Below are 20,516 nucleotides of genomic sequence, written 5' to 3'. Positions count from 1 at the left end.
AAGCGCAAGCCTCAAAGTACCCCCCTCTGTCCTGCCGGACATCTCCCCCACAAGGGGGGAGATCGGCAAGTGGGACACTCCCCGCCAAAGCCGTAACATAAAGATAGTCGAGAGGTCGCCACGATTCGATCTCCCCCTTGTGGCGGAGATGTCCGGCAGGACAGAGGGGGGTGAGCCGCGCACACTGACATGTACGGCTACCCCAAGCTCCCTCACCCCGTGATCTTCGAAAAATCCGCAACCGTTCCGGTGGCTTCGCGGATGGCCTTCAGCAACGCCAGACGGTTTGCACGGATGGCCGCATCCTCGTCATTGACGAGCACATCCTCGAAGAACTTGTCCACGGGCGCGCGCAACGTCGAAAGCGCCTGCATGGCCGAGCGGAAATCTTCGCCCGCAACAGCCTTCGCAGCATCTGCAGACGCGGTCCTGATCGCCGCATAGAGCGCCTTTTCGGCATCGAGTTTCAACAATTCTTCCGAAACGCCATCGGCCACCACGGTGCCCTTCTTTTCCTCGGCGGCCAGAAGCTGGGTGGCCCGCTTGGCGCCTGCCAGAAGGTTGCGGCCGTCCTCGCCGGTGATGAAGGCGGTGAGCGCCTCGACACGGCGAGCGATCATCAGCAGATCGTCCGACTCCGGCGTCAGCACCGCGTCGATCAGATCGTAACGGGCGCCGAGGTCGCGGAGGTAGACTTTCAGGCGGTCGTGGAAGAAGGAGAGAAGGTCCGCATCCTTCGCAACGCTCAGCAGCGAAAGGCGCACGTTTTTCTCGAGCAGAATGCGCACGACGCCGAGCGCCGCACGGCGCAGCGCAAAGGGGTCCTTCGAACCGGTCGGTTTTTCATCGATGGCCCAGAAGCCGACAAGCGTGTCGAGCTTATCAGCCAGAGCGACGGTGATCGCGACCTTGTCAGCAGGCAGGCGGTCGGAGGGACCCTGCGGCTTGTAGTGATCTTCGATGGCCGCCGCGACGCTCTCATTTTCGCCCTGCAAAGCCGCATATTTGCGACCCATCAGGCCCTGAAGCTCGGGGAATTCGCCGACGGCTTCGGTGCGCAGGTCGGCTTTCGCGAGCACCACGGCGCGATCCACCAGAGCAGCATCGGCACCAACGACGGGGGCCAGCGCCTTCGCCAGTTCGCGAATACGCGTCACGCGCTCTCCCTGCGTGCCGAGCTTGGCATGGAAGGTAACGTTCAGCGCATCGAGCTTGGCCATACGCTGGTCGAGCGGCTTTTTGAGATCGAGGCCGAACTTCGCAGCCGATTCCTTCAGCGTTTCCAGATCGGGCAGATCGCCCTGGTCGCGGTTCCAGAAATGGCGGGCATCCGAAAGGCGGGCGCGCACGACCTTGCCATTGCCATGGATGATTTCCTTACCGCCATCGCTTGCCTCGATATTCGAGATCAGGATGAAGCGGTTGGAAAGCCCCTCTTCCGCACCCTGCGCGCGGGTGACGAAACACTTCTGGTTGGTCTTGATGGTAAGCCGGATGATTTCCGCCGGGATTTGCAGATAGTCTTCCTCGAAGGTGCCCATCAGCACCTGTGGCCATTCGACGAGGCCGGAAACTTCTTCCAGCAGGCCTTCGTCTTCCACCAGGTCGAGACCATTGGCGAAAGCAAGGTCCTTGGCGTCGTGCAGGATGATATCCTTGCGGCGCTCGGCATCGAGAATGACCTTCGCCTTTTCAAGGCTCGAGACATAGTCCTCGAAACGGCGCACGGTGATCGGGCCGGGCGCATGGAAACGGTGGCCATAGGTGACGTTGCCGGCAACGATGCCGTCGATCACAAAGGGAATGACCTGCGTTTCGTCATGTTCGGGGCCGAACAGGCAGACGATGGATTGCAGCGGGCGCACCCAGCGCAGGCTCTCCGAGCCCTTGCCTTCAATGCCAGCATAGCTCGAGCCCTTCGGCATGGAGGCCGGGCCGGAGCGCATGGATTTCGGCCAGGGGAAAGAGCGGATGATGCCGGGCATCACCTCGGCGATGATCTCTTCCGCCGGGCGGCCGGGTTTGTTGATGATGGCGATATAGAAATCGCCCTTCTTCGGATCGGAAACGACCTGCGCTTCCGAGATATCGTTGAGGCCAGCGCCGCGCAGAAAGCCCTCGATGGCCTTTTCATTGGCATCGGTGCGCGGCCCCTTCTTTTCCTCGCGCACATCGGCGGAGCGGGCGTTGAGGCCGCGAATATCCAGTGTCAGACGGCGCGGCGTCCAATATTCGCGCGCACCCTCATAGGTCAGCCCTCTCTCCACAAGCGCGTCGGTGACGAGTTTCTTCAGATCGCCAGCCGCCTTGCGCTGCATGCGGGCGGGGATTTCCTCGGAGCGGAGTTCAAGCAGAAGATCAGGCATGGGATCAGGACTTTATCTGTTGTCGGACGATTGCGGTCGGCTTAGCAAGCAACGCGGCAAAAGTCACCAAGGCATTCGGTTAAATTACCGCCGGCGGGCGTTACCAGCCGCCGCCGCCACCGCCGCCGCCGCCCGAGCCGGAGAAACCACCACCGCCACCGCCGGAAAAGCTGGAACCGGAGGAACTGACGGGCTGGGGAATGGTGGAGGCGATGGTATTTGCCATGGAGGTGGAGAAGCCGCCGATCCTGTCGCCAAAGCTGCCGTAATTGCCGCCCAAATACCAGCCGGGCGCATAACTTGCAGCAACGGCACCGGCAGCGGCTGTCGCAAGCCAGGTCTCGAAAGTGCGGCTCCACGGTTTTTCGACGCCGAGCGCCACCGCATAGGGCAGCAATTTCTCGAAATGCTGCGGCGACATGGCGGGGGCGCCAGCGGTGTTCATCCGGTCCTTTTCCGCCAGCGTCAGATAGGTTCGGAGACCTTCGATGCCATCCATCAGCTTGCGGCCAAGCGGCGTCGGCGCACCCATCAGGAACAGGAAAAGCGCATTTGTGAGTACGATGCCGCCGATGGCGGCCAGCGCCAGCGACTTGGTGTCATGTGTCACATCCAGCAGGATTTGCGTGGCGATGCCGCCAATGGCGGAAAAGGCCACAAAACCGGCAAAGGCCAGCATGACGATGCCGCCGATGCGTTTGCGCAGCGGTGCGCCACGCGAGAACTGCCGGCCGATGCCGATCGACAGGATGCTGAAGAAGAATGCGAAAAAGCCGAAGACCAGAACGGCGGCAATGGCGCTTTCATCGAGATCGCCGAACACCAGCGTCGCAACGATGATGGCGATGCTGAAGAAGATGCCGAACACGGTGTAACCGGCGTTGCTGCGGTAATATTTGCCGCGATGTTCTTTCTCTATCGCCGCGCGGAACTGCGTTCCGACCTTTTCGACCTCCGCACCATGGGCCTTGTCGATGGTCAGCGTCTCCCCCGCACCGCCGATGGAGGCAAGCAGCGTCTTCTGCCCGGTCGGCAGATCGGCAGCGGTTGCCTTTTCCGTGCGCCTGATGACGATGGCGTTCTTCAGGTCTTCCAGAACGACAAAACCCTTCACCGCAAGATCAAGGGCCGAGGCGGAGAGCGCCGTCCAGCCCGCGCCGGAAAAACCGCGGTTATCGACATAGTTGACCAGAGCCGGGGAAAGCCCCTCCGGCGCATCCCAGCGCGGCACGACTACGCCTTTTGCGGGATCACGGCCGACGGCGAACCAGGCCCTCAGATAATAGAGGAGCACGGCGAAAAGCCCGCCGCCCGAAAGCAGAATGGCGAGATTATCCCGCAGCCACCAGCCTGCCTCCTGCGAGGTATCAGGTGCGGCGATGGCGCCCTTGGGCAGCTTGACGGCAACCGTCATGCCCTCGCCCACCGAAAACGGGCGGGTGGAGGCGAAGAACACCTCGTTGCCTTCGTTCAGAATCCGCGCATCCTTGCCCTTGGCGCCAAGCGGGCCGGTGAAGACGGCGGTATCCGTGGCCTTGACCCCCTGCGGCAGAGTGATGGTCGCGGAAATCTCGCCCATGGGGAATTGCCAGCCATTACCGGTGACGTTCCAGGTCAGCTCGTCATAATCGCTGAAATAACGGATCTGCCGGGCGGTGGTATAGGTGATCTGGAAGATATGCTCACCAGTCGGCAGAAAGCGGTCGGCGCTGCCGGTATAGATGCGGATGCCGCCATCGATATTTTCGGTGCGCCAGTTTTCCGGCGCGCCATCGCGCTCCACCGAAACGACGTTGAAATCCACCTTGGTGCGGCGGTTGTTCGCATCCAACGCATAAAGCGGGAAATCGCGGAAGATGCCGCGCTTGATGTTCCGGCCCTCGGCGCGGGCGGTGATGGTTTCCGTCACCGCCAGCTTGCCATCCGCCGCCACCTCGATGACGGAATGGTAGGAGCGGATGAATTCCTCCGCAAAAGCCGGGAAGGCCGCGCCCAGGAAGACGAGCAGCGCGAGAAGTCTTGCGGCGATGGTCTTCACGGGCGGTCCCTCCTCAATGGCTTCAGTGCTGCGGCTCGGCAGCGCTTTCCTTTTCGGTATAGTCGACGCCCAGCGAGGCGAGCGCTTTCCAGTAGGCGGGATAGGTTTTGCCCACGCAGGCGGGGTTCTGGATGGCGATACCACCGATCTTCAGCGCCGCAAGCGCAAAGCTCATGGCGATGCGGTGGTCGGCAAAGGTATCGATGGAAGCATCGACCGTCTGGCCCGCGAGAGCCGGATCGGAATGCACGATCAGGTCGTCGCCTTCTTCATGCGCCAGACCGTCGCGGATTTCATTGAGGCCGAGCGAGACAGCGCGGATGCGGTCGCATTCCTTGACGCGCAGATTGGCGATGCCGACGAAACGCACTGGCGTCTCGTTGAAGGCGGCCAGAACCGCGATGGTGGGAATAGCGTCCTGCATCTGCGAGCCGTCGATTTCGGCGGGCAGATGCGGGAACTTTGCCATGACCTCATAGGCCTTGGCATCCGGCTGGGTGAATTTGTCGGCGGGCGTGCCGATATCGATGGCACCGCCGGTCAGAAGTTCCGCGCCCCAGAGATAGGTGGCGGCCGAGGCATCCGGCTCGATGTGGAAATCGGTTGCCGTGTAACCCGTCGGATGCACGCGCCAGATGGCGTTGCTGACCCGCTCAATCTTCGCACCGAAAGCTTCCATGGCTGATGTGGTGAGGTCGATATAGCCCTTGGCGCCGATTTCCTCACCCTTGAGGATGATATCGACAGGCTTGTCGCCGCAGGCGGCCGCCATCAGAAGTGCCGACACATACTGGCTGGAGAGGTTGGCGTCGATGGTGACGCTGCCTTTCGGGAACCCTGTGCCCTTGCCGCAGACGGTGACGGGCGGGCAGCCGGTCGGCGCTTCCGCTTCGACGCCGAGGGAGCGCAGGGCTTCCACCAGCGGCATGATCGGGCGTTTACGCATGTGCTCGTCGCCATCGATGATGACGGCGCCATCCACAAGTGCTGCCGCCGCAGTGAGGAACCGCGTGGCGGTGCCGGCATTGCCGAGGAAAAGCGGCTTTTCCGGCTGCTGCAAAACACCGGTGCCTTCCACCACAAAGGTCGTGGCATCCGGTTCGGTTACCTTGACGCCCATCTCGCGCAGGGCTTCGGCCATATAAAGCGTGTCATCGCTTTTCAGCGCACCGGTCAGGCGGCTTTTGCCCTTGGCGAGGCCAGCCAGCAGAAGCGCGCGGTTGGTGATGGATTTGGAGCCGGGCGGCTCGACCTTGCCGGAAAGCGGGTGGCCGGGCGGTGTAATGGTCAGTTCGATCATGGTTGTCGTCTTGTCAAAGAATGCGGCGGTGAGCCGGACTATCGGAATTTGAGCGGGAGGGTTCTGAACTTCGGCAACGGCCGTATCAGAATTTCACGGTCGGCACGGCGCGGTCGGCCGGATTGTCGATCTCGAAATAGGGCGCCTTGGCAAAACCGAACTGGCCTGCAACCAGATTGGACGGGAAGCTTTCCACCTTGACGTTCAGATCGCGCGCGGCGCCATTGTAATAACGACGCGACATCTGAAGTTCGCCTTCGATGGTTTCCAGCGAGCGCTGCAATTCCAGAAAGTTCGTGTTGGCTTTCAGATCGGGATAGGCTTCGGCGAGCGCAAAGAGTTTGCCGAGCGCCTGCGACAGCATACCTTCCGCTTGGGCGCGGCCTTCGACATCGCCAGCCGGCACGACCTGCGCCCGGTTGCGCATGGCAATCACCTCCTCGAAGGTGCTTTTTTCATGCGCGGCGTAACCCTTCACGGTCTCGATGAGGTTGGGGATGAGATCGGCGCGGCGCTTCAGCTGCACGTCGATGCCCGACCACGCCTCTTCCTTCATCTGCCGCGCCTTGACCAGCCCGTTATAGATGAAGACGACATAAAGCGCGATTGCCGCGATGATTGCCAGCGTGATGAACATGAATTGCGATTCCCAGCTTCGTTGCGCGCACGATAGCCGCTCATTACCGCAAAGTCATGGGGCTTCGCTCATTCTGTCCGTTTTTGCCGGGACGGACACGCTGCGGTAAGCAGGCACCCGTTATTTATAAAAGACGGTACAATATAATTTCAGACCGGATACCTTGCGTACAAAAAGAGTATAGGAGGCAAGCCTGTAGCCTCGCTCGGCCCAATACTCCTTGTTTCCCTCCAGATGATTCCAGCCGTCTATGACCCAGTCGAGCATTTTCGTATTGCGCGTGTAGTGCATGCGGACGAGAGCGCTGCCCACATCGAGAGAGCGCTGACCGCTGTCCTTGCAATCCATGCGGGTGACGATCATTCCGAAAGAGCGAAGCTTGTCGGCGCGGGCAAAGGCATCGTTGCCGCTCATCCAGTCCGTCGTTTCCGCAGCCGCGCTGTTGCCGAGAATGGATCCGAGTGTAAGCACAAATAAAAAACAGAAATTTCTAATATTATTCACGGTTAAACCCATCGTTATATTCAGCATACCAATCCACACAAAATAAAAGGCCGTCAAGAACGGCCTTTCAAATTCATCAAAACTTTGGACAACAGCTTACCACCAAAAATCAGGCAGCCCGGTTCCAGTTCAGCCCGCCCGCATCCGTCAGCAGGAAGGCCTCGCCGCAGGATTTCGCCAGCGTGCGCACGCGCAGGATATAGCTCTGGCGTTCCGTGACCGAAATTACGCCGCGCGCATCCAGAAGGTTGAAGACATGGCTTGCCTTGATGCACTGGTCATAGGCCGGGAACACGCATTTATGCAGGCGCTGATTGTCGTTATCACCGGGCGCACCGGCGGCGAGAAGCGCCAGGCACTCCTTTTCGGCGTCGATGAAATGGCGATGCAGCATGGCCGTATCGGCAAATTCGAAATTATGGCGGGAATATTCCTGCTCGGCCTGCAGGAAGACATCGCCATATGAAATCTTCTCTTCACCCTCGCGGCCGTTAAAATTCAGATCGTAGACATTGTCGACGCCCTGAACATACATGGCGAGGCGTTCCAGACCATAGGTCAGCTCGCCCGCAACCGGCGAGCATTCGATGCCGCAGACCTGCTGGAAGTAGGTGAACTGCGACACTTCCATGCCGTCGCACCAGCATTCCCAACCGAGACCCCAGGCGCCGAGCGTCGGGCTTTCCCAGTCGTCTTCGACAAAGCGCACGTCATGCAGCAGCGGATCGAGGCCGATCGCCTTCAGCGAACCGAGATAGAGTTCCTGCAGATTGGACGGGTTGGGCTTCAGGATGACCTGATACTGGTAATAGTGCTGCAGGCGGTTGGGGTTTTCGCCGTAACGGCCGTCGGACGGGCGGCGCGAAGGCTGCACATAAGCGGCCTTCCACGGCTTGGGCCCAAGCGCACGCAGGGTCGTCGCCGGATGAAACGTGCCCGCGCCCACTTCCATGTCGTAGGGCTGCAGCACCGCGCAGCCCTTGTCGGCCCAGTAATTGTGCAGCGTCAGGATCAGCGCCTGAAAGGAACGCTTCGGGTTCATGTGGTCGGGAACATCGGTCATTGCAGTCATCGCGGCGTTAGGAGGACAAGTAAGCATTTGACTTACTTCGGATGCGGACTGGTGCCACGGCATGGCGTAAGGGTCAAGGTTTTATGCGTGGAGACGCCGCCTTACGTCTCATCCTCGCGCTTCACGCGGTATTCGCCGGTTTCCGGGTCCTTGATCAGCGTGCCAATGGCGCCGGTTTCTCGTTCCTTCTCGCGCTGTTTCGATTTCGCGGAAAGCTTTTCCGCATCGCGGACGAAGCGGCGGTAAAGGATGACGGATCCCACCACCAGAAGAATGATTGTAATAATCTGCGCCATAAGGCTCTATTCCCGCGACATCATAGACCGAAACGCGACCACAATGCCTTTTCTTCGGCAACTTCCGCAAGCCCCGAGACGGCGCCTGCCGCGAGCCTTTCGGCATTGAGGCCGAGGGCCGTATTCACGCCCGGCACTTTTTTGCCGAACAGCGAGCGCCCGCCGCTAACGAGCTGGAGCTTGACCTTTTCACCGTAACGGCGGCGCAGAATCTCGCGCATGTCGCCCAGCCCGTCGATCAGGCCGAGGTCGAGACCACGCATGCCGGTCCAGAACAGGCCGGAGAAGATCGCCTCATCGTCCTTCAGCTTCGAGCCGCGGCGCATCTTGACCATGTCGATGAAAACATTGTGGATTTCGACCTGAAGCGACTTCAGGTAGTCGATATCGCCTTCCTTTTCCGGCTGGAAGGGATCAAGGATGACCTTGTTCTCTCCGGCCGTATAGACACGGCGCTCCACGCCGAGCTTCTTCAGCATTTCCGGAAAACCGAAACCACCGGAAACGACACCGATCGAACCGACGATGGAGGTGGGATCGGCGATGATCTCGTCGCCGGCAAGCGCGATCATGTAACCGCCGGAGGCTGCAACGTCCTCCACGAAGATCAGAACCTTCTTTTCCTTCTCCTCGGCAAGCTGGCGGATGCGGTTATAGATCATCCTTGCCTGCACCGGCGAACCGCCGGGCGAGTTGAGAGAAATGGCGACGGCCGGCGCATCCTTGACGGCGAAGGCCTTCTCCAGAAGGGGGGCGTAGGAGGCGAGATTGAGCGCGGGGCGGAACTGGTTGCCGCCGGCCATGATCGCGCCATGCATGCGCACCACCGGGATGACGAGCTCTTTTTTACGAAAGCGTTTCGGCACCAGATACTTCAAAAAACCCACTATTCAATCCTCGCAGCATTTATCCGTTCGTCACGGATGTATGTATCGCCCCGCAAAACACAATGGTTTGCGGCTGGCGGAACCCCGATATTTATGGCGCCGGCCGGATTGCCCTTACATTACGCGAATAGGCGGCGCGGCCATTGTTCAGGTCATCCACGAAGGGGGTGAAGGCGTGACTGCCGTTTTCATGCATGATGAGCGGTGCGCGGAAGGACAGCCGCGCACGCGAACCCTTGATGGCGGTGACGAGCATGCGCACCGCGTCCTCACGGGCACGCGGATGGATGAGGGTGATTTCGATGCCGCCGAAACGGCTGCCGCAGGCGGCGATGATCTCCGCCACCGATTGCGGCCTTGAAATCAGGGAAAGCTGCCCGCCCGAAACCATGATCGCACCCGCGGTCCTGATCCAGTCTTCAAACAGACCCTCCGTCATGGCGTGGGCCTCGGCCTTCAGGGCATCCGGCGTGCGGCGGTCGCCTGCGTCATTATAGGGCGGGTTCATGATGACGTGATGGAAATAGTCATCGGGCAATCCCGCCTCAATGCGTGCTTTCGCTCGCAGGGTCACATCGGCCTCGCGCACGCTGACACGGGCGGAAAAAGCAGCGTTTTCGGGCAATTCGAGACTGCGATGGGCAAATTGCACCATTTCCGGCGCGCGTTCGTAGAGCGTCACCTCGGCCTTTTCGAGCCGCGCCGCAACTGCCATGCCGGCAGCTCCCGCACCCGCGCCGAGATCGGCGATCCGGCAGGCGCGATCGTCCGCCACCAGTGACGCCAGAAGCATGGCGTCCATTCCGGCCCGGTGCCCCCTGCCCTTCGGCTGGATGATGTGAAACCGGCCCCGGTGAAAGGCATCGATCGTTTCGGAAATGCCGCCGCCCACCGCCGTTCAAGCCTCTTCGTTGCGCAACTCGTCGCCCAGCCCGGCATCGATGAGAATGCGGCGGGCCTGGTCCGCCCGATCTTCCTCCACCAGAAACCGACGGGGCAAAAGGCCGAGCGATCCCTCCAGAATACTCATCGCCTGATCGGCAATGAGGCAGTGGATGCCGGCATCCTTCATCAGGCTTTCCGCGAAGGACAGAAGCACTGCATCGTTGGTACGGATCAGTTCACGCATGGATAAGCCCTAAATTCCCATCTTTTTGAATGGCTAGCGGCAATTCGCCCCTTGCCGCGCAAGGCGTCAGTTTTTATTGTCGAATTCAAATTCGAACTGGAGTCCTGTCCCTTGGGCGTCGTCATACCGCTTGAAGAAAGCAAAAACAAACTCGCATCCGTCAAGCCGCTTGTCGACCTGACCCGCCCCGACATGGAACGGGTGAACCAGCTTATCCTTTCCAAGGCCGGTTCCGATGTCCAGATGATACCCGAAGTGGCCAATCATCTCATCTCCTCCGGCGGCAAGCGCCTGAGGCCGATGCTGACGCTCGCCTCGGCCTCGATGTTCGGTTACGAGGGCGACAACCACATCAAGCTCGCCACCAGCGTGGAATTCATGCATACGGCGACGCTTCTGCATGACGATGTGGTCGATGAGAGCGATCTGCGCCGCGGCAAATCCACAGCCCGCACCATCTGGGGCAACCAGGCGAGCGTTCTCGTCGGCGACTTCCTGCTCGGCCAGGCGTTTCGCATGATGGTGGATGTCGGCTCTCTCGATGCGCTCGACGTGCTGTCCACCGCCGCCTCCGTCATCGCCGAGGGCGAAGTGCTGCAGCTTTCGGTCGCCAAGAACATGGAAACGACCGAAGACGATTATCTGCAGGTGATTCGCGCCAAGACGGCCGCCCTTTTCGCGGCGGCGGCGGAAGTCGGCCCCATCGTCGCCAAAACCGACAAGGCGACCCGCAGCGCGCTGAAATCCTACGGCATGAATCTCGGCCTCGCCTTCCAGCTTGTCGACGATGTGCTGGATTACGGTGGAAAGTCCGCCGATCTCGGCAAGAATACCGGCGACGATTTCCGCGAAGGCAAGATCACGCTGCCGGTCATACTGTCCTATCGCCGCGGCACGCAGGATGAGCGCGCCTTCTGGCGCACCGCCATTGAAAAAGGCGAAAGCAGCGACGAGAACCTCGAAAAGGCGCTTGGCCTGATCACCAAATATAACGGTCTTGGCGATACGATCGGCCGCGCCACGCATTATGGCACCATTGCCCGTGACGCGCTCGCGCCGCTGCCGCAGAGCCCGTGGAAAGACGCGCTTCTGGAAGTGATCGACTTCTGCATCGAGCGTCTGAACTGACGCTAGAGGCCGGGCGAACGGCGGATGGAAAAGACCATCCGCCCGAGGTTCCGGGCCAGCTTCTCCGCAAGGTGTGATTGTGGCCGGGGCCATAATTTCTTGCGGCGTTGCTTCAAAAAAGCCATTCTATCGTGACCAACAATGGAAACTGATTTTTCCGTGCTTCTGCACAAAGGCAAAGGTTCCCTCATGCGGCGTAAACCAGCACTCCGTCTTCTCTGCAGCGCGGCTCTCGCCGCTGCTCTCGCAATCGGCGCGGGTGCAAGCCCCGGCTTTGCGGAGACGAAGGCGAAACCGGAAGACAAAGCCGTTACGTTCGATCCCGGCAAGGTAAATACCTTCTCCGGCGCCTTCCTCGCCGGGCGCAATGCCGATGTCGATCAGGACTATCCGACCGCGATTTCGCTCTACAAGAAGGCGCTTGAATTCGATCCGGCCAATACGGAAATCCGCCAGCGGCTGATGATCGCCGAACTTCTGAGCGGCAATTTCGAAGCCGGCGCCAAGATCGCCGATTCGATGAAGGACGATACCTCGGTGGAGCGTGTCACGACCATCGTGCGCGGTCTGGACGCCATCAAGGACAAGGAATTCGCCAAGGCCGAGAAGATCCTGAAATATACCGGTCCGAACGATCTCGACCGCATGGTCAATACGCTTTTGACCGCCTGGGCGCGTGCCGGTTCCGGCAAGCCGAAGGAAGCGCTGGCGCTCGTCAACAATATGAAGGGCCCGGGCTGGATTTCGATCTTCCAGAAATACAATGCGGCGGCCATCGCCCTTGTTTCCGGCAATACTGAAGCCGCCCGCAAGAGCCTGAACGAAGCGGTGACGGACCGCGAAGGCGGGGCAACCGCCTCCGACACCTATATGCGGGCGGTCATGGCGCTTGCCCGGCTCGAAGCTTCCGCCGGCAACAAGCAGAAGGCGCTGGACGCGATTGCGGTCGGCGACACTTTCGCGCCGAACTACGCGCCGCTGAAAGCACTTCGCCAGTCCATCGAAAATGGTGAAAAGCCGGAGCAGCAGATCACCAATGCCGTGGAAGGTGCGGCCAGCGTCATGTTCTCCATCGCCGGCGCGTTGAACCGCGAAGGCGCCGAAGAGATAGTGACGCTTTATCTGCAGACGTCGCGCGCGCTCGATCCCAAGAGCCCGGATACGCTCATCCTTCTCGGCGGCCTTTCTGAAGCCCTGAAACAGCCTGACCGCGCCATTGCGTTCTACCGCGAGGTGCCGAAAGATTCCCCGATGTATCGCATCTCCGAGCTGCAGCTCGGATTGACGCTTGCGCAGACGGGCAAGGTGGATGAGGCGCGCAAGCATCTCAAATCCCTCCTCGAATCCGATCCGAAGGACATCCGTTCCTATCTCGCCTATGGCAGCGTGCTTTCCGATGCCAAGGACTACAGGGCAATGGCCGAAAACTACGACAAGGCCATCGAGGTGATCGGCTCCGTGCCGCAGAAATCCGACTGGACGGTCTTCTTCCAGCGCGGCATCGCCTATGAGCGGCTGAAGGAATGGGACAAGGCCGAACCGAATTTCAAGCGGGCGCTGGAGCTGAACCCCGAGCAGCCGCAGGTTCTGAACTATCTGGGGTATTCCTGGGTGGACAAGGGCATCAATCTCGATGAAGCCATGAAGATGATCAGCCGCGCGGTCGAGCTTCGGCCGAATGACGGCTATATCGTCGATTCGCTCGGCTGGGCGCATTATCGCCTCGGCGCTTTCGATGAGGCGGTAACCGAGCTGGAACGGGCAATCGAGCTCAAGGCCGGCGATCCGACCATTAACGACCACCTTGGCGACGCCTATTGGCGCGTGGGTCGCAAGATCGAGGCGGTCTATCAATGGAACCGCGCGCTGATCGGCGACAATGATGATGTGGACAAGGCCAAGGTGAAGGAAAAGATCGCCAACGGCCTGCCGCCGGTGGAGAAGGACGCCGAAAATACCGCCAAGAAGGATGCAGCGCCGCAACCGCCGGCTCCTCCTGCCCCGGCGGCCCCTGCTCCGGACAAGAAATCCTGACGCCATATGCCGACGCAGGGCATCACCGGGGCGGCTGAGACAATCGAGGCGGCCCCGGCCAAGATCAATCTGGCGCTGCATGTGACCGGCCAGAGAGCGGATGGTTATCATCTGCTTGAAACGCTGGTGACCTTCACCGAAGCCGGCGATACGATCCGCATCCGCGACGCCGATGCCGATGCCGATAGTTTCTCCATCTCAGGCCCCTTCGGCGATCTTCTGCGCGCCGGGGATGGCGGCGACAATCTCGTCACCCGCGCCAGAGATTTGTTGCGCGATAGACTTGCGTCGACGGGTCAGCCAGCACGCCCGGTCGCCATTCACCTTGAAAAGAACCTGCCGGTGGCATCGGGCATCGGCGGCGGTTCGGCGGACGCGGCGGCGACGCTGCGAGGGCTTTTGCGGCACTGGCGCGCCGGGGTGGCACCGGATGCGCTTTCCTCCATGGCCCTGAAGCTTGGAGCGGATGTGCCGATGTGCCTTGAGAGCCGACCCCTGATCGCGCGCGGCATTGGCGAGGACATTGAACCGGTCACCAATTTGCCGGAACTGTTCCTGGTTCTGGCCAATCCGCTGAAGGCCGTCTCTACACCGGAGATTTTCCGGCGATTGCGGAACAAGGCCAATCCGCCCCTGCCCGCCCATGCGACAATTGGCTGGATGGATTTTCTCGCCCGGAGCCGTAACGATCTGCAACCACCAGCACAGGCGCTGCTTCCGGAAATTGGGGAGATTGCCGGGTTACTCTCGCAGGAAGGTGCTGCGCTTGTCCGCATGTCTGGTTCGGGTGCAACCTGTTTCGGGATTTTTCATTCCCTTGAAGCGGCCCTGATAGCGCAAACATCGCTTCGAAAGAAACGCCCCGGCTGGTACTTTCAGGCGACTCGGACCATTTGAGGATTAGGCTATGGCAGGCGAACGACCCTTCATCCCCTTGGGCATTGCGGTTTTGACCGTTTCGGACAGCCGCACGCTGGAGAATGACAAATCCGGCGATACGCTCGTCGCAAGGCTGGAAGATGCGGGCCACAGGCTTGCCGCCCGCGCCATCGTGCCTGATGACAAGGAAGCGATTGCCGGCACCGTGCGCGAGTGGACGCTCTCTGAAGGCGTGGATGTGGTCATCACGACGGGCGGCACCGGCTTTACCGGCCGCGATGTGACGCCAGAAGCGCTGGAACCGCTGTTCGAAAAGCGCATGGACGGGTTTTCCGCCCTCTTTCACCGTATCTCCTATGACAAGATCGGCACCGCCACCATCCAGTCACGCGCGACCGGCGGCGTGGCGAACGCGACCTTCATCTTTGTGCTGCCCGGCTCTCCGGGGGCGTGCAAGGATGCGTGGGACGGCATCCTCAAGGCTCAGCTCGATTATCGCCACCTGCCCTGCAATTTCGTGGAGATAATGCCAAGGCTTGACGAGCATTTGAAGCGCGGGGCTGGTGGCGTTTAGATCAGCGGATCGAGGGTATCGGGCTTTACCCCCCTCTGCCCTGCCGGGCATCTCCCCCTCAAGGGGGGAGATCGGCAAGAAGCCCTCTTGTCGCTTCATTCTCAAGCTTCAAGATGGACGAAACATCGCCGCAGATTGATCTCCCCCCTTGAGGGGGAGATGCCCGGCAGGGCAGAGGGGGTGAAGCCGCATAGGCCTTCGATCCACTGTCAATTGACAACATCCAGAGCCTTTCGCCAACGGTGATAAGAACCGAGTGGCAACCTCGAAACCCCATCACACCAGATATTTCTTGAAGAAATCCGTCGTCCGGCCCCAGGCAAGATCGGCAGCCGCCTTGTCGTAACGCGCCGAGGAAGTGTCATTGTTGAAGGCGTGGTTGACGCCGTCATAAACGAAGATTTCGAAGGTCTTGCCGTTTTCCTCCAGCGCCTTCCTGTAGGCGTCGATGCCGGCATTGATGCGCTCGTCGAGACCCGCATAGTGCAAAAGCAGCGGCGCCTTGATGGCAGGCACATCGGCCGCCGGCGCCTGCTGGCCGTAATAGGCGACGCCGGCATTCAAACCTGCCGACTTGGTGGCCAAACGATTGACCAGCCCGCCGCCCCAGCAGAAACCGACCGCGCCGACCTTGCCATTCGCCCCCTGCCTTGCCGCAAGCCACACCCGGCCCGCTTCGGCGTTGGCGACGGTCGCATCCATGTCGAGGCCGCTGAACATCTGCCGTGCCTTTTCCTCGTCAGCGGGCGTGCCGCCCTGCGGAGAGAGGAAATCGACCGCAAGCGCCCGGAAACCAGCGAGCGCCACCCGTCTGGCCACGTCACGGATATGGTCGTTCAGACCGCGGTTCTCATGGATGACGATGACCGAGCCGATGGGGCCGGATGCCGATTTCGGTGTAACGAGGTAACCCTTCATCTCGCCGGCGGGGCCGGGATATGTCACCTCTTCCGCGACGATCCCCGCATCATCGGGTGCTACGATTGCCGCACGGGCGCTGTTGGCGGAAAGCAGCGGGGCGATTGCCGCGGCGGCCGCACCGGAGCCGGCCAGCACGGTGAGCTTTTCCATGAATTTGCGGCGGTCGAGGCTGAGATGGGTATATTCATCATAAGCGTCGATCATGGCCTGCGTAATCTTGGGCTTGTCCATCGCTCTATCCTCCTTGAACGCACGGATGCGGAAGGATAGCGCAGATCGCCCTGCGGGGAACGATGCGGGCGGAAGCGGCGTCACACATTTGCGTGAGCGCCGCGGCCGCATTTTCACATCAGGCGGCGAGGTCCACGACAATACGGCCGTCGATCTTGCCCTCTTCCATGCGGTGGAAGATATCGTTGATGTTTTCGAGCTTGTCCCACGAGAAGTGGGCGGCGACCTTGCCTTCTCCAGCAAAGGTCAGCGCCTCCTCCAGATCCTGCCTTGTGCCGACGATGGAGCCGCGCACCGTGATGCGCTTCAGCACCGTGTCGAAAACCGGAATGGAGATAAAGCCCGGCGGCAGTCCGACAAGCGCCATGGTGCCCTTTGAGCGCAGGAAACCGTAGGCCTGCTCCATGGCCTTGGGCGAAACCGCCGTCACCAGCGCGCCGTGGACACCGCCGGTTGCCTTCTGCACCTGCTCAACTGCGTCAGGCGCACGGCCATTGACGACGACATCGGCTCCGAGTTTTTTCGCAAGCGCCAGCTTTTCGTCGAAAATATCGGCAGCAACGACATGCATGCCCATCGCCTTCGCATATTGCACGGCCATGTGGCCAAGCCCGCCAATGCCTGAAATGACCACCCACTCACCGGGCCTGACTTCGGTTTCCTTCAGACCCTTGTAGACGGTGACACCGGCGCAGAGCACGGGTGCGGCGGGACCGAATTCTAGATTGTCCGGCAGGCGGCCGACGAATTTCGGATCGGCAAGGCCATATTCGGCAAAGCTGCCGTTGACAGAATAACCCGAATTCTTCTGGCTTGGGCAAAGAGTCTCCCAGCCAGTACGGCAGGGAATGCAGCATCCGCAGGCGGTGTAGAGCCACGGCGTGCCGGCGCGGTCGCCTTCCTTGATACCGGTGACGCCTGCGCCGATCTTGGCGACATAACCGACACCTTCATGGCCGGGAATGAAGGGCGGGTTGGGCTTGACCGGCCAGTCGCCCGTTGCTGCGTGCAGGTCGGTGTGGCAAATGCCCGTCGCCTTGTAGTTGATGAGAATTTCACCGGGACCGGGATCCGGTATCGCCACTTCCTCGATGGTCAGCGGTTTTCCAAATGCGCGGACAACCGCCGCCTTCATTGTCTTAGCCATGACATACTCCCTAATCTCTGCTCGCCTGAAATCCTCGACGGCAGGCAGAGATTAACGGGGATGCGGCGTCATGGAATTGACCCATCGCAAATCGGAGTATTTTGCCAGGCGGGATTGTCTCACTTATGAGGCAACCTCACGGTGCTGATTTATTCCAGCGCCAACCATATGGCGAGCCACGCCCACAGGCAGACGACCAGTGCAAAGCCGATGCCGAACAATGCCCCGCGCTGACGAAGGCGATTGCTGGTGACGTGGACATAGGAATGGACGTAGCGCGAGAGCACGAACAGCCATGCCAGAACAACGGTGACGACATTATCCGCATCCGTGATGTAAAGCAGCAGGCAGGCGATGTGGAACAGGACCGGCAGCTCGAACTGGTTGGCGATATTGCGGTTCACCAAACGGCTTTCGTGCGCCTCCTCGCCGTGATCACGCAGCTTGATCGCCGATTCGCGATCCTTGAAGGTGTATTTGTTGCGCCGGATGATCAGCAGGCCGTAAAGCAAGAAGACGAGAAAGACATGGGCGATCATCGGCCAGAACATTGCGGTCGTTGGTGACATGCTTTCTCCCCCAATCGTGAAAACGCTCCCCGATCCGGCTTGAGATCGGGGAGCGCCAAATAACTAGCCTATCTTTTTACGGATTCGGCTCGAAAGATCAAACCGCGCCGGGATAGTTCGGGCTTTCGCGGGTGATCGTCACGTCATGAGCATGGCTTTCGCGCAGGCCCGCGCTGGAGATGCGAACGAAGGTGGCGCGCTCCTGGAATTCCTTGATGTTGCTGCCGCCGACATAACCCATGGCGGCCTTGAGGCCACCAGCCAGCTGGTGCAGCACGCCGGAAACCGGACCCTTATAGGGAACCTGGCCTTCGATGCCCTCGGGAACGAGCTTCAGCGTATCGCGCACTTCCGCCTGGAAATAACGGTCTGCCGAGCCGCGCGCCATGGCGCCAACGGAACCCATGCCGCGATAGGCCTTGAAGGAACGGCCCTGGTAGAGGAACACCTCGCCCGGGCTTTCATCCGTACCTGCCAGCAGCGAGCCGATCATGACGGCGGAAGCGCCGGCGGCGATTGCCTTGGCCAGATCGCCCGAGAACTTGATGCCGCCATCGGCGATGACAGGAATGTCAGCCGCATTGGCCACCTCGACCGACGACATGATCGCGGCAAGCTGCGGAACGCCGACGCCGGCGACGATGCGGGTGGTGCAGATGGAACCGGGGCCGATACCGACCTTGACGCCATCGGCGCCGGCATCGATCAGCGCCTTGGTGCCGTCAGCGGTCGCGACATTGCCGGCGATGATGCGAACCGAGTTCGACATCTTCTTGACCACCGAAACGGCATCGAGCACGCGCTGCGAATGGCCGTGTGCGGTATCGACGACCAGAAGGTCGACACCAGCATCGATGAGGCGCTCGGCGCGCTCGATGGCATCGGCACCAACGCTGATGGCGGCGGCGGCGCGAAGACGGCCCTGCGCATCCTTGGTGGCATTGGGATTAAGCTGCGATTTCTCGATATCCTTGACGGTGATGAGGCCGACGCAATTGCCTTTTCCATCCACCACCAGCAGTTTTTCAATGCGATGCTTGTGCAGCAGGCGGCGCGCTTCCTGCTGATCGACGCTGCTTTCCTTGACCGTGACCAGATTTTCGCGGGTCATCAGTTCATAGATTTTCTGCTGCGGATCGGAAGCGAAGCGCACGTCGCGATTCGTCAGAATGCCGACGAGGCGGCCGTTCTTGTGGCCGCCGGAGCCGCCATTTTCAACCACCGGAATACCGGAAATGCCATGCGCCTTCATCAGCGCCTGCGCTTCTGCAAGCGTCGCATCCGGGCCTATCGTGACCGGGTTGACGACCATGCCGCTTTCGAACTTCTTCACCTGCCGAACTTCTTCAGCCTGTTCGATGGGGGTGAGGTTGCGGTGGATAACGCCGATGCCGCCGGCCTGGGCCATGGCGATAGCGAGACGGCCTTCGGTCACCGTGTCCATGGCGGAAGAGAGGATTGGAAGGTTGAGATCGATATCGCGGGCGATGCGGGTGGCGATATTCGTCTGTCCCGGCATAACCTCGGAATGTCCGGGTTGCAGCAACACATCGTCAAATGTGAGAGCGTCCAAACCAGTGGGTGTTTGAATGATGCGTGCCATGACCAAATTCCTTCATAATGAAAATGCGTGGCCGTTCCGGAACGAAAAGTTCACCCCGGCGCCCTGCAAGGATTGCTTGGAAGTTGGCGAGGGCTGGTAACACGTTCATGACAGGAAGGGAATAGAAAAAACCCGGAATTGCCTTCCGGGTCCCCTCTGTTGCTGCATTGCAGCAGATATCAGATATCGAACTGATAGGATTTCGGCACGAAACGGTAACCCGTATCCAGCTTTTCCGCGTAACCGACAGCCGGAAAAGGCATGTGATACCCAAGGAAGGGCAGCCGGTCGGTAGCGATCATGTCATAGACTTTCTTGCGGGTCGCGGCCGCCGCCGCCTTGTCCATGTCGAACTTGACCTCCCAGTCCGGCCTTTGCAGTGACAGGACGAAATGATTGGCCGTGTCCGCCGTCAGGATCAGCTGCTTGCCTTCCGATTCGACACGGAAGATCATATGGCCAGGCGAATGACCGAAAGCTGCAATGCCGGTGATGCCGGACACGACATTGCCACCATCACCGATGAAGGTCGCCTTTTCCGCCAGCGGCTTGACGCTGGCCAGAACACCCTTATGGCCGCCCTCGGCAGGTGTGCCGACACGCTTCTCGTCCGCCCAGAAATCATATTCCGCCTGTCCGAAAACATAACGCGCCTTGGAGAACGCAGGCGCCCCCTTTTCCATCAGCCCGCCTATGTGGTCGCCATGCATATGGGTCAGCACCACCACGGTTACATCTTCAGGCGAATAACCGGCCGCCGCCATGCCCTCGGTCAGGCGGCCATTGCCGGCGCCGCGACCGGCCTCACCAAAACCGGTGTCGAACAGCACGAGGTCCGTGCCTGTATTGATGAGAACCGGCGAGAAGGAATTGACGAATTGCTCCTTCGGCAGAAAATTGTCTTCCAGCAATTTGCCGACCGTTTCCGCAGACTGATCCGTGCCGAAGGTCTCGCCGGGATTGGGTGCGGCGCGCGAGCCGTCCTTCACCACGAGCACTTCGAAATTGCCGAGCTTGAAGCGGTTGGTTTCCGGCGGCATGGCGTGTTTGATCTCCATGGAAGTCTGCGGCTGGTTGGTCTGGGCATTTGCGCTGCGCGCCATCAAAAGCGGCGCGCCGAGAACGCTTGCACCGGCCGCACCGATGAGGCCGCGTCTGCTCATGCTCAAGGATTGGGTCATCATCTTTCTCCCGATATCGC

19 protein-coding genes are annotated in these 20,516 nt (G+C 60.4%); 4 read left to right on the top strand and 15 right to left on the bottom strand.

All coding sequences use genetic code 11. The annotated features are described in order from the left end of the window. Positions 1-212: 212 nt before the first annotated feature. The 10 genes from glyS to QRN60_RS02560 all read right to left on the bottom strand — a co-directional run bounded on the left by glyS (position 213) and on the right by QRN60_RS02560 (position 10,229). Positions 213-2,366, bottom strand: coding sequence for a glycine--tRNA ligase subunit beta (glyS, locus tag QRN60_RS02605; protein ID WP_129564600.1), 2,154 nt, complete (start codon positions 2,364-2,366; stop codon positions 213-215). 100 nt (positions 2,367-2,466) lie between these two features. Further along, a complete protein-coding gene (locus QRN60_RS02600) occupies positions 2,467-4,404 on the bottom strand; it encodes a DUF2207 domain-containing protein (RefSeq protein ID WP_129565310.1) in 1,938 nt (645 codons plus the stop codon). A 22-nt stretch (positions 4,405-4,426) separates the two neighbouring features. Then, entirely contained in the window at positions 4,427-5,704 is a 1,278-nt protein-coding gene (locus tag QRN60_RS02595) for a 3-phosphoshikimate 1-carboxyvinyltransferase (protein ID WP_003503247.1), read from the bottom strand. A gap of 85 nt (positions 5,705-5,789) precedes the next feature. Next, on the bottom strand, positions 5,790-6,341 hold the full coding sequence (locus tag QRN60_RS02590; protein WP_129564602.1) for a LemA family protein: 552 nt from the start codon (positions 6,339-6,341) through the stop codon (positions 5,790-5,792). Between the two features lie 120 nt (positions 6,342-6,461). After that, on the bottom strand, positions 6,462-6,902 hold the full coding sequence (locus tag QRN60_RS02585) for a hypothetical protein (RefSeq protein ID WP_111821087.1): 441 nt from the start codon (positions 6,900-6,902) through the stop codon (positions 6,462-6,464). Between the two features lie 52 nt (positions 6,903-6,954). After that, positions 6,955-7,917: a glycine--tRNA ligase subunit alpha gene (locus tag QRN60_RS02580; protein ID WP_020813591.1), complete on the bottom strand. Its 963-nt coding sequence runs from the start codon at positions 7,915-7,917 to the stop codon at positions 6,955-6,957. 101 nt (positions 7,918-8,018) lie between these two features. Then, complete coding sequence (locus QRN60_RS02575) at positions 8,019-8,213, bottom strand: NfeD family protein (protein WP_020813590.1); 195 nt, start codon at positions 8,211-8,213, stop codon at positions 8,019-8,021. Positions 8,214-8,233: 20 nt separating this feature from the next. Continuing rightward, the gene (locus tag QRN60_RS02570; RefSeq protein WP_035212555.1) at positions 8,234-9,103 is read right to left on the bottom strand and encodes a S49 family peptidase; all 870 of its coding nucleotides are present in this window, start codon (positions 9,101-9,103) and stop codon (positions 8,234-8,236) included. An 88-nt stretch (positions 9,104-9,191) separates the two neighbouring features. Then, on the bottom strand, positions 9,192-9,992 hold the full coding sequence (locus QRN60_RS02565; RefSeq protein WP_111833698.1) for a tRNA1(Val) (adenine(37)-N6)-methyltransferase: 801 nt from the start codon (positions 9,990-9,992) through the stop codon (positions 9,192-9,194). Positions 9,993-9,998: 6 nt separating this feature from the next. Further along, entirely contained in the window at positions 9,999-10,229 is a 231-nt protein-coding gene (locus tag QRN60_RS02560) for a putative signal transducing protein (protein WP_003503261.1), read from the bottom strand. A gap of 111 nt (positions 10,230-10,340) precedes the next feature. On the opposite strand from QRN60_RS02560, the gene QRN60_RS02555 reads away from it, so the two are divergent. The 4 genes from QRN60_RS02555 to moaB all read left to right on the top strand — a co-directional run bounded on the left by QRN60_RS02555 (position 10,341) and on the right by moaB (position 14,844). Next, a complete protein-coding gene (locus QRN60_RS02555; RefSeq protein ID WP_003503263.1) occupies positions 10,341-11,357 on the top strand; it encodes a polyprenyl synthetase family protein in 1,017 nt (338 codons plus the stop codon). A 189-nt stretch (positions 11,358-11,546) separates the two neighbouring features. Continuing rightward, positions 11,547-13,391 (top strand): tetratricopeptide repeat protein, encoded by a 1,845-nt coding sequence (locus QRN60_RS02550; RefSeq protein WP_087744258.1) that lies wholly within the window; start codon positions 11,547-11,549, stop codon positions 13,389-13,391. Between the two features lie 6 nt (positions 13,392-13,397). Then, the gene (locus QRN60_RS02545) at positions 13,398-14,288 is read left to right on the top strand and encodes a 4-(cytidine 5'-diphospho)-2-C-methyl-D-erythritol kinase (RefSeq protein WP_111793235.1); all 891 of its coding nucleotides are present in this window, start codon (positions 13,398-13,400) and stop codon (positions 14,286-14,288) included. Positions 14,289-14,298: 10 nt separating this feature from the next. Beyond that, a complete protein-coding gene (gene moaB, locus QRN60_RS02540) occupies positions 14,299-14,844 on the top strand; it encodes a molybdenum cofactor biosynthesis protein B (RefSeq protein ID WP_060722926.1) in 546 nt (181 codons plus the stop codon). A gap of 276 nt (positions 14,845-15,120) precedes the next feature. On the opposite strand, the gene QRN60_RS02535 is transcribed toward moaB, so the two are convergent. The 5 genes from QRN60_RS02535 to QRN60_RS02515 form a co-directional block, all read right to left on the bottom strand. Continuing rightward, positions 15,121-15,996, bottom strand: coding sequence for a dienelactone hydrolase family protein (locus QRN60_RS02535; protein ID WP_112293057.1), 876 nt, complete (start codon positions 15,994-15,996; stop codon positions 15,121-15,123). Between the two features lie 118 nt (positions 15,997-16,114). After that, entirely contained in the window at positions 16,115-17,143 is a 1,029-nt protein-coding gene (gene adhP / locus QRN60_RS02530) for an alcohol dehydrogenase AdhP (RefSeq protein ID WP_111793007.1), read from the bottom strand. Positions 17,144-17,292: 149 nt separating this feature from the next. Continuing rightward, positions 17,293-17,694 carry an MAPEG family protein gene (locus tag QRN60_RS02525; RefSeq protein ID WP_003503274.1) on the bottom strand — a complete coding sequence of 134 codons (402 nt, stop codon included), beginning with the start codon at positions 17,692-17,694 and terminating at the stop codon, positions 17,293-17,295. A 115-nt stretch (positions 17,695-17,809) separates the two neighbouring features. Further along, positions 17,810-19,315: an IMP dehydrogenase gene (guaB, locus tag QRN60_RS02520; protein ID WP_020812622.1), complete on the bottom strand. Its 1,506-nt coding sequence runs from the start codon at positions 19,313-19,315 to the stop codon at positions 17,810-17,812. A gap of 179 nt (positions 19,316-19,494) precedes the next feature. Next, on the bottom strand, positions 19,495-20,496 hold the full coding sequence (locus QRN60_RS02515) for an MBL fold metallo-hydrolase (protein WP_162686890.1): 1,002 nt from the start codon (positions 20,494-20,496) through the stop codon (positions 19,495-19,497). Positions 20,497-20,516 lie beyond the last annotated feature (20 nt).

This window comes from Agrobacterium sp. CFBP2214 (assembly GCF_030209895.1).
In the GTDB taxonomy this organism is placed as follows: domain Bacteria; phylum Pseudomonadota; class Alphaproteobacteria; order Rhizobiales; family Rhizobiaceae; genus Agrobacterium; species Agrobacterium radiobacter.
This window is presented reverse-complemented; position numbering and strand designations above follow the sequence as displayed.

Coding starts and splice junctions, on each gene's coding strand:
- QRN60_RS02560 (WP_003503261.1), bottom strand. CDS start 10,229: ATGCGTGAACTGATCCGTACCAACGATGCAGTGCTTCTGTCCTTCGCG.
- glyS (WP_129564600.1), bottom strand. CDS start 2,366: ATGCCTGATCTTCTGCTTGAACTCCGCTCCGAGGAAATCCCCGCCCGC.
- QRN60_RS02515 (WP_162686890.1), bottom strand. CDS start 20,496: ATGACCCAATCCTTGAGCATGAGCAGACGCGGCCTCATCGGTGCGGCC.
- guaB (WP_020812622.1), bottom strand. CDS start 19,315: ATGGCACGCATCATTCAAACACCCACTGGTTTGGACGCTCTCACATTT.
- adhP (WP_111793007.1), bottom strand. CDS start 17,143: ATGGCTAAGACAATGAAGGCGGCGGTTGTCCGCGCATTTGGAAAACCG.
- QRN60_RS02535 (WP_112293057.1), bottom strand. CDS start 15,996: ATGGACAAGCCCAAGATTACGCAGGCCATGATCGACGCTTATGATGAA.
- QRN60_RS02595 (WP_003503247.1), bottom strand. CDS start 5,704: ATGATCGAACTGACCATTACACCGCCCGGCCACCCGCTTTCCGGCAAG.
- QRN60_RS02550 (WP_087744258.1), top strand. CDS start 11,547: ATGCGGCGTAAACCAGCACTCCGTCTTCTCTGCAGCGCGGCTCTCGCC.
- QRN60_RS02575 (WP_020813590.1), bottom strand. CDS start 8,213: ATGGCGCAGATTATTACAATCATTCTTCTGGTGGTGGGATCCGTCATC.
- QRN60_RS02545 (WP_111793235.1), top strand. CDS start 13,398: ATGCCGACGCAGGGCATCACCGGGGCGGCTGAGACAATCGAGGCGGCC.
- moaB (WP_060722926.1), top strand. CDS start 14,299: ATGGCAGGCGAACGACCCTTCATCCCCTTGGGCATTGCGGTTTTGACC.
- QRN60_RS02590 (WP_129564602.1), bottom strand. CDS start 6,341: ATGTTCATCACGCTGGCAATCATCGCGGCAATCGCGCTTTATGTCGTC.
- QRN60_RS02525 (WP_003503274.1), bottom strand. CDS start 17,694: ATGTTCTGGCCGATGATCGCCCATGTCTTTCTCGTCTTCTTGCTTTAC.
- QRN60_RS02580 (WP_020813591.1), bottom strand. CDS start 7,917: ATGACTGCAATGACCGATGTTCCCGACCACATGAACCCGAAGCGTTCC.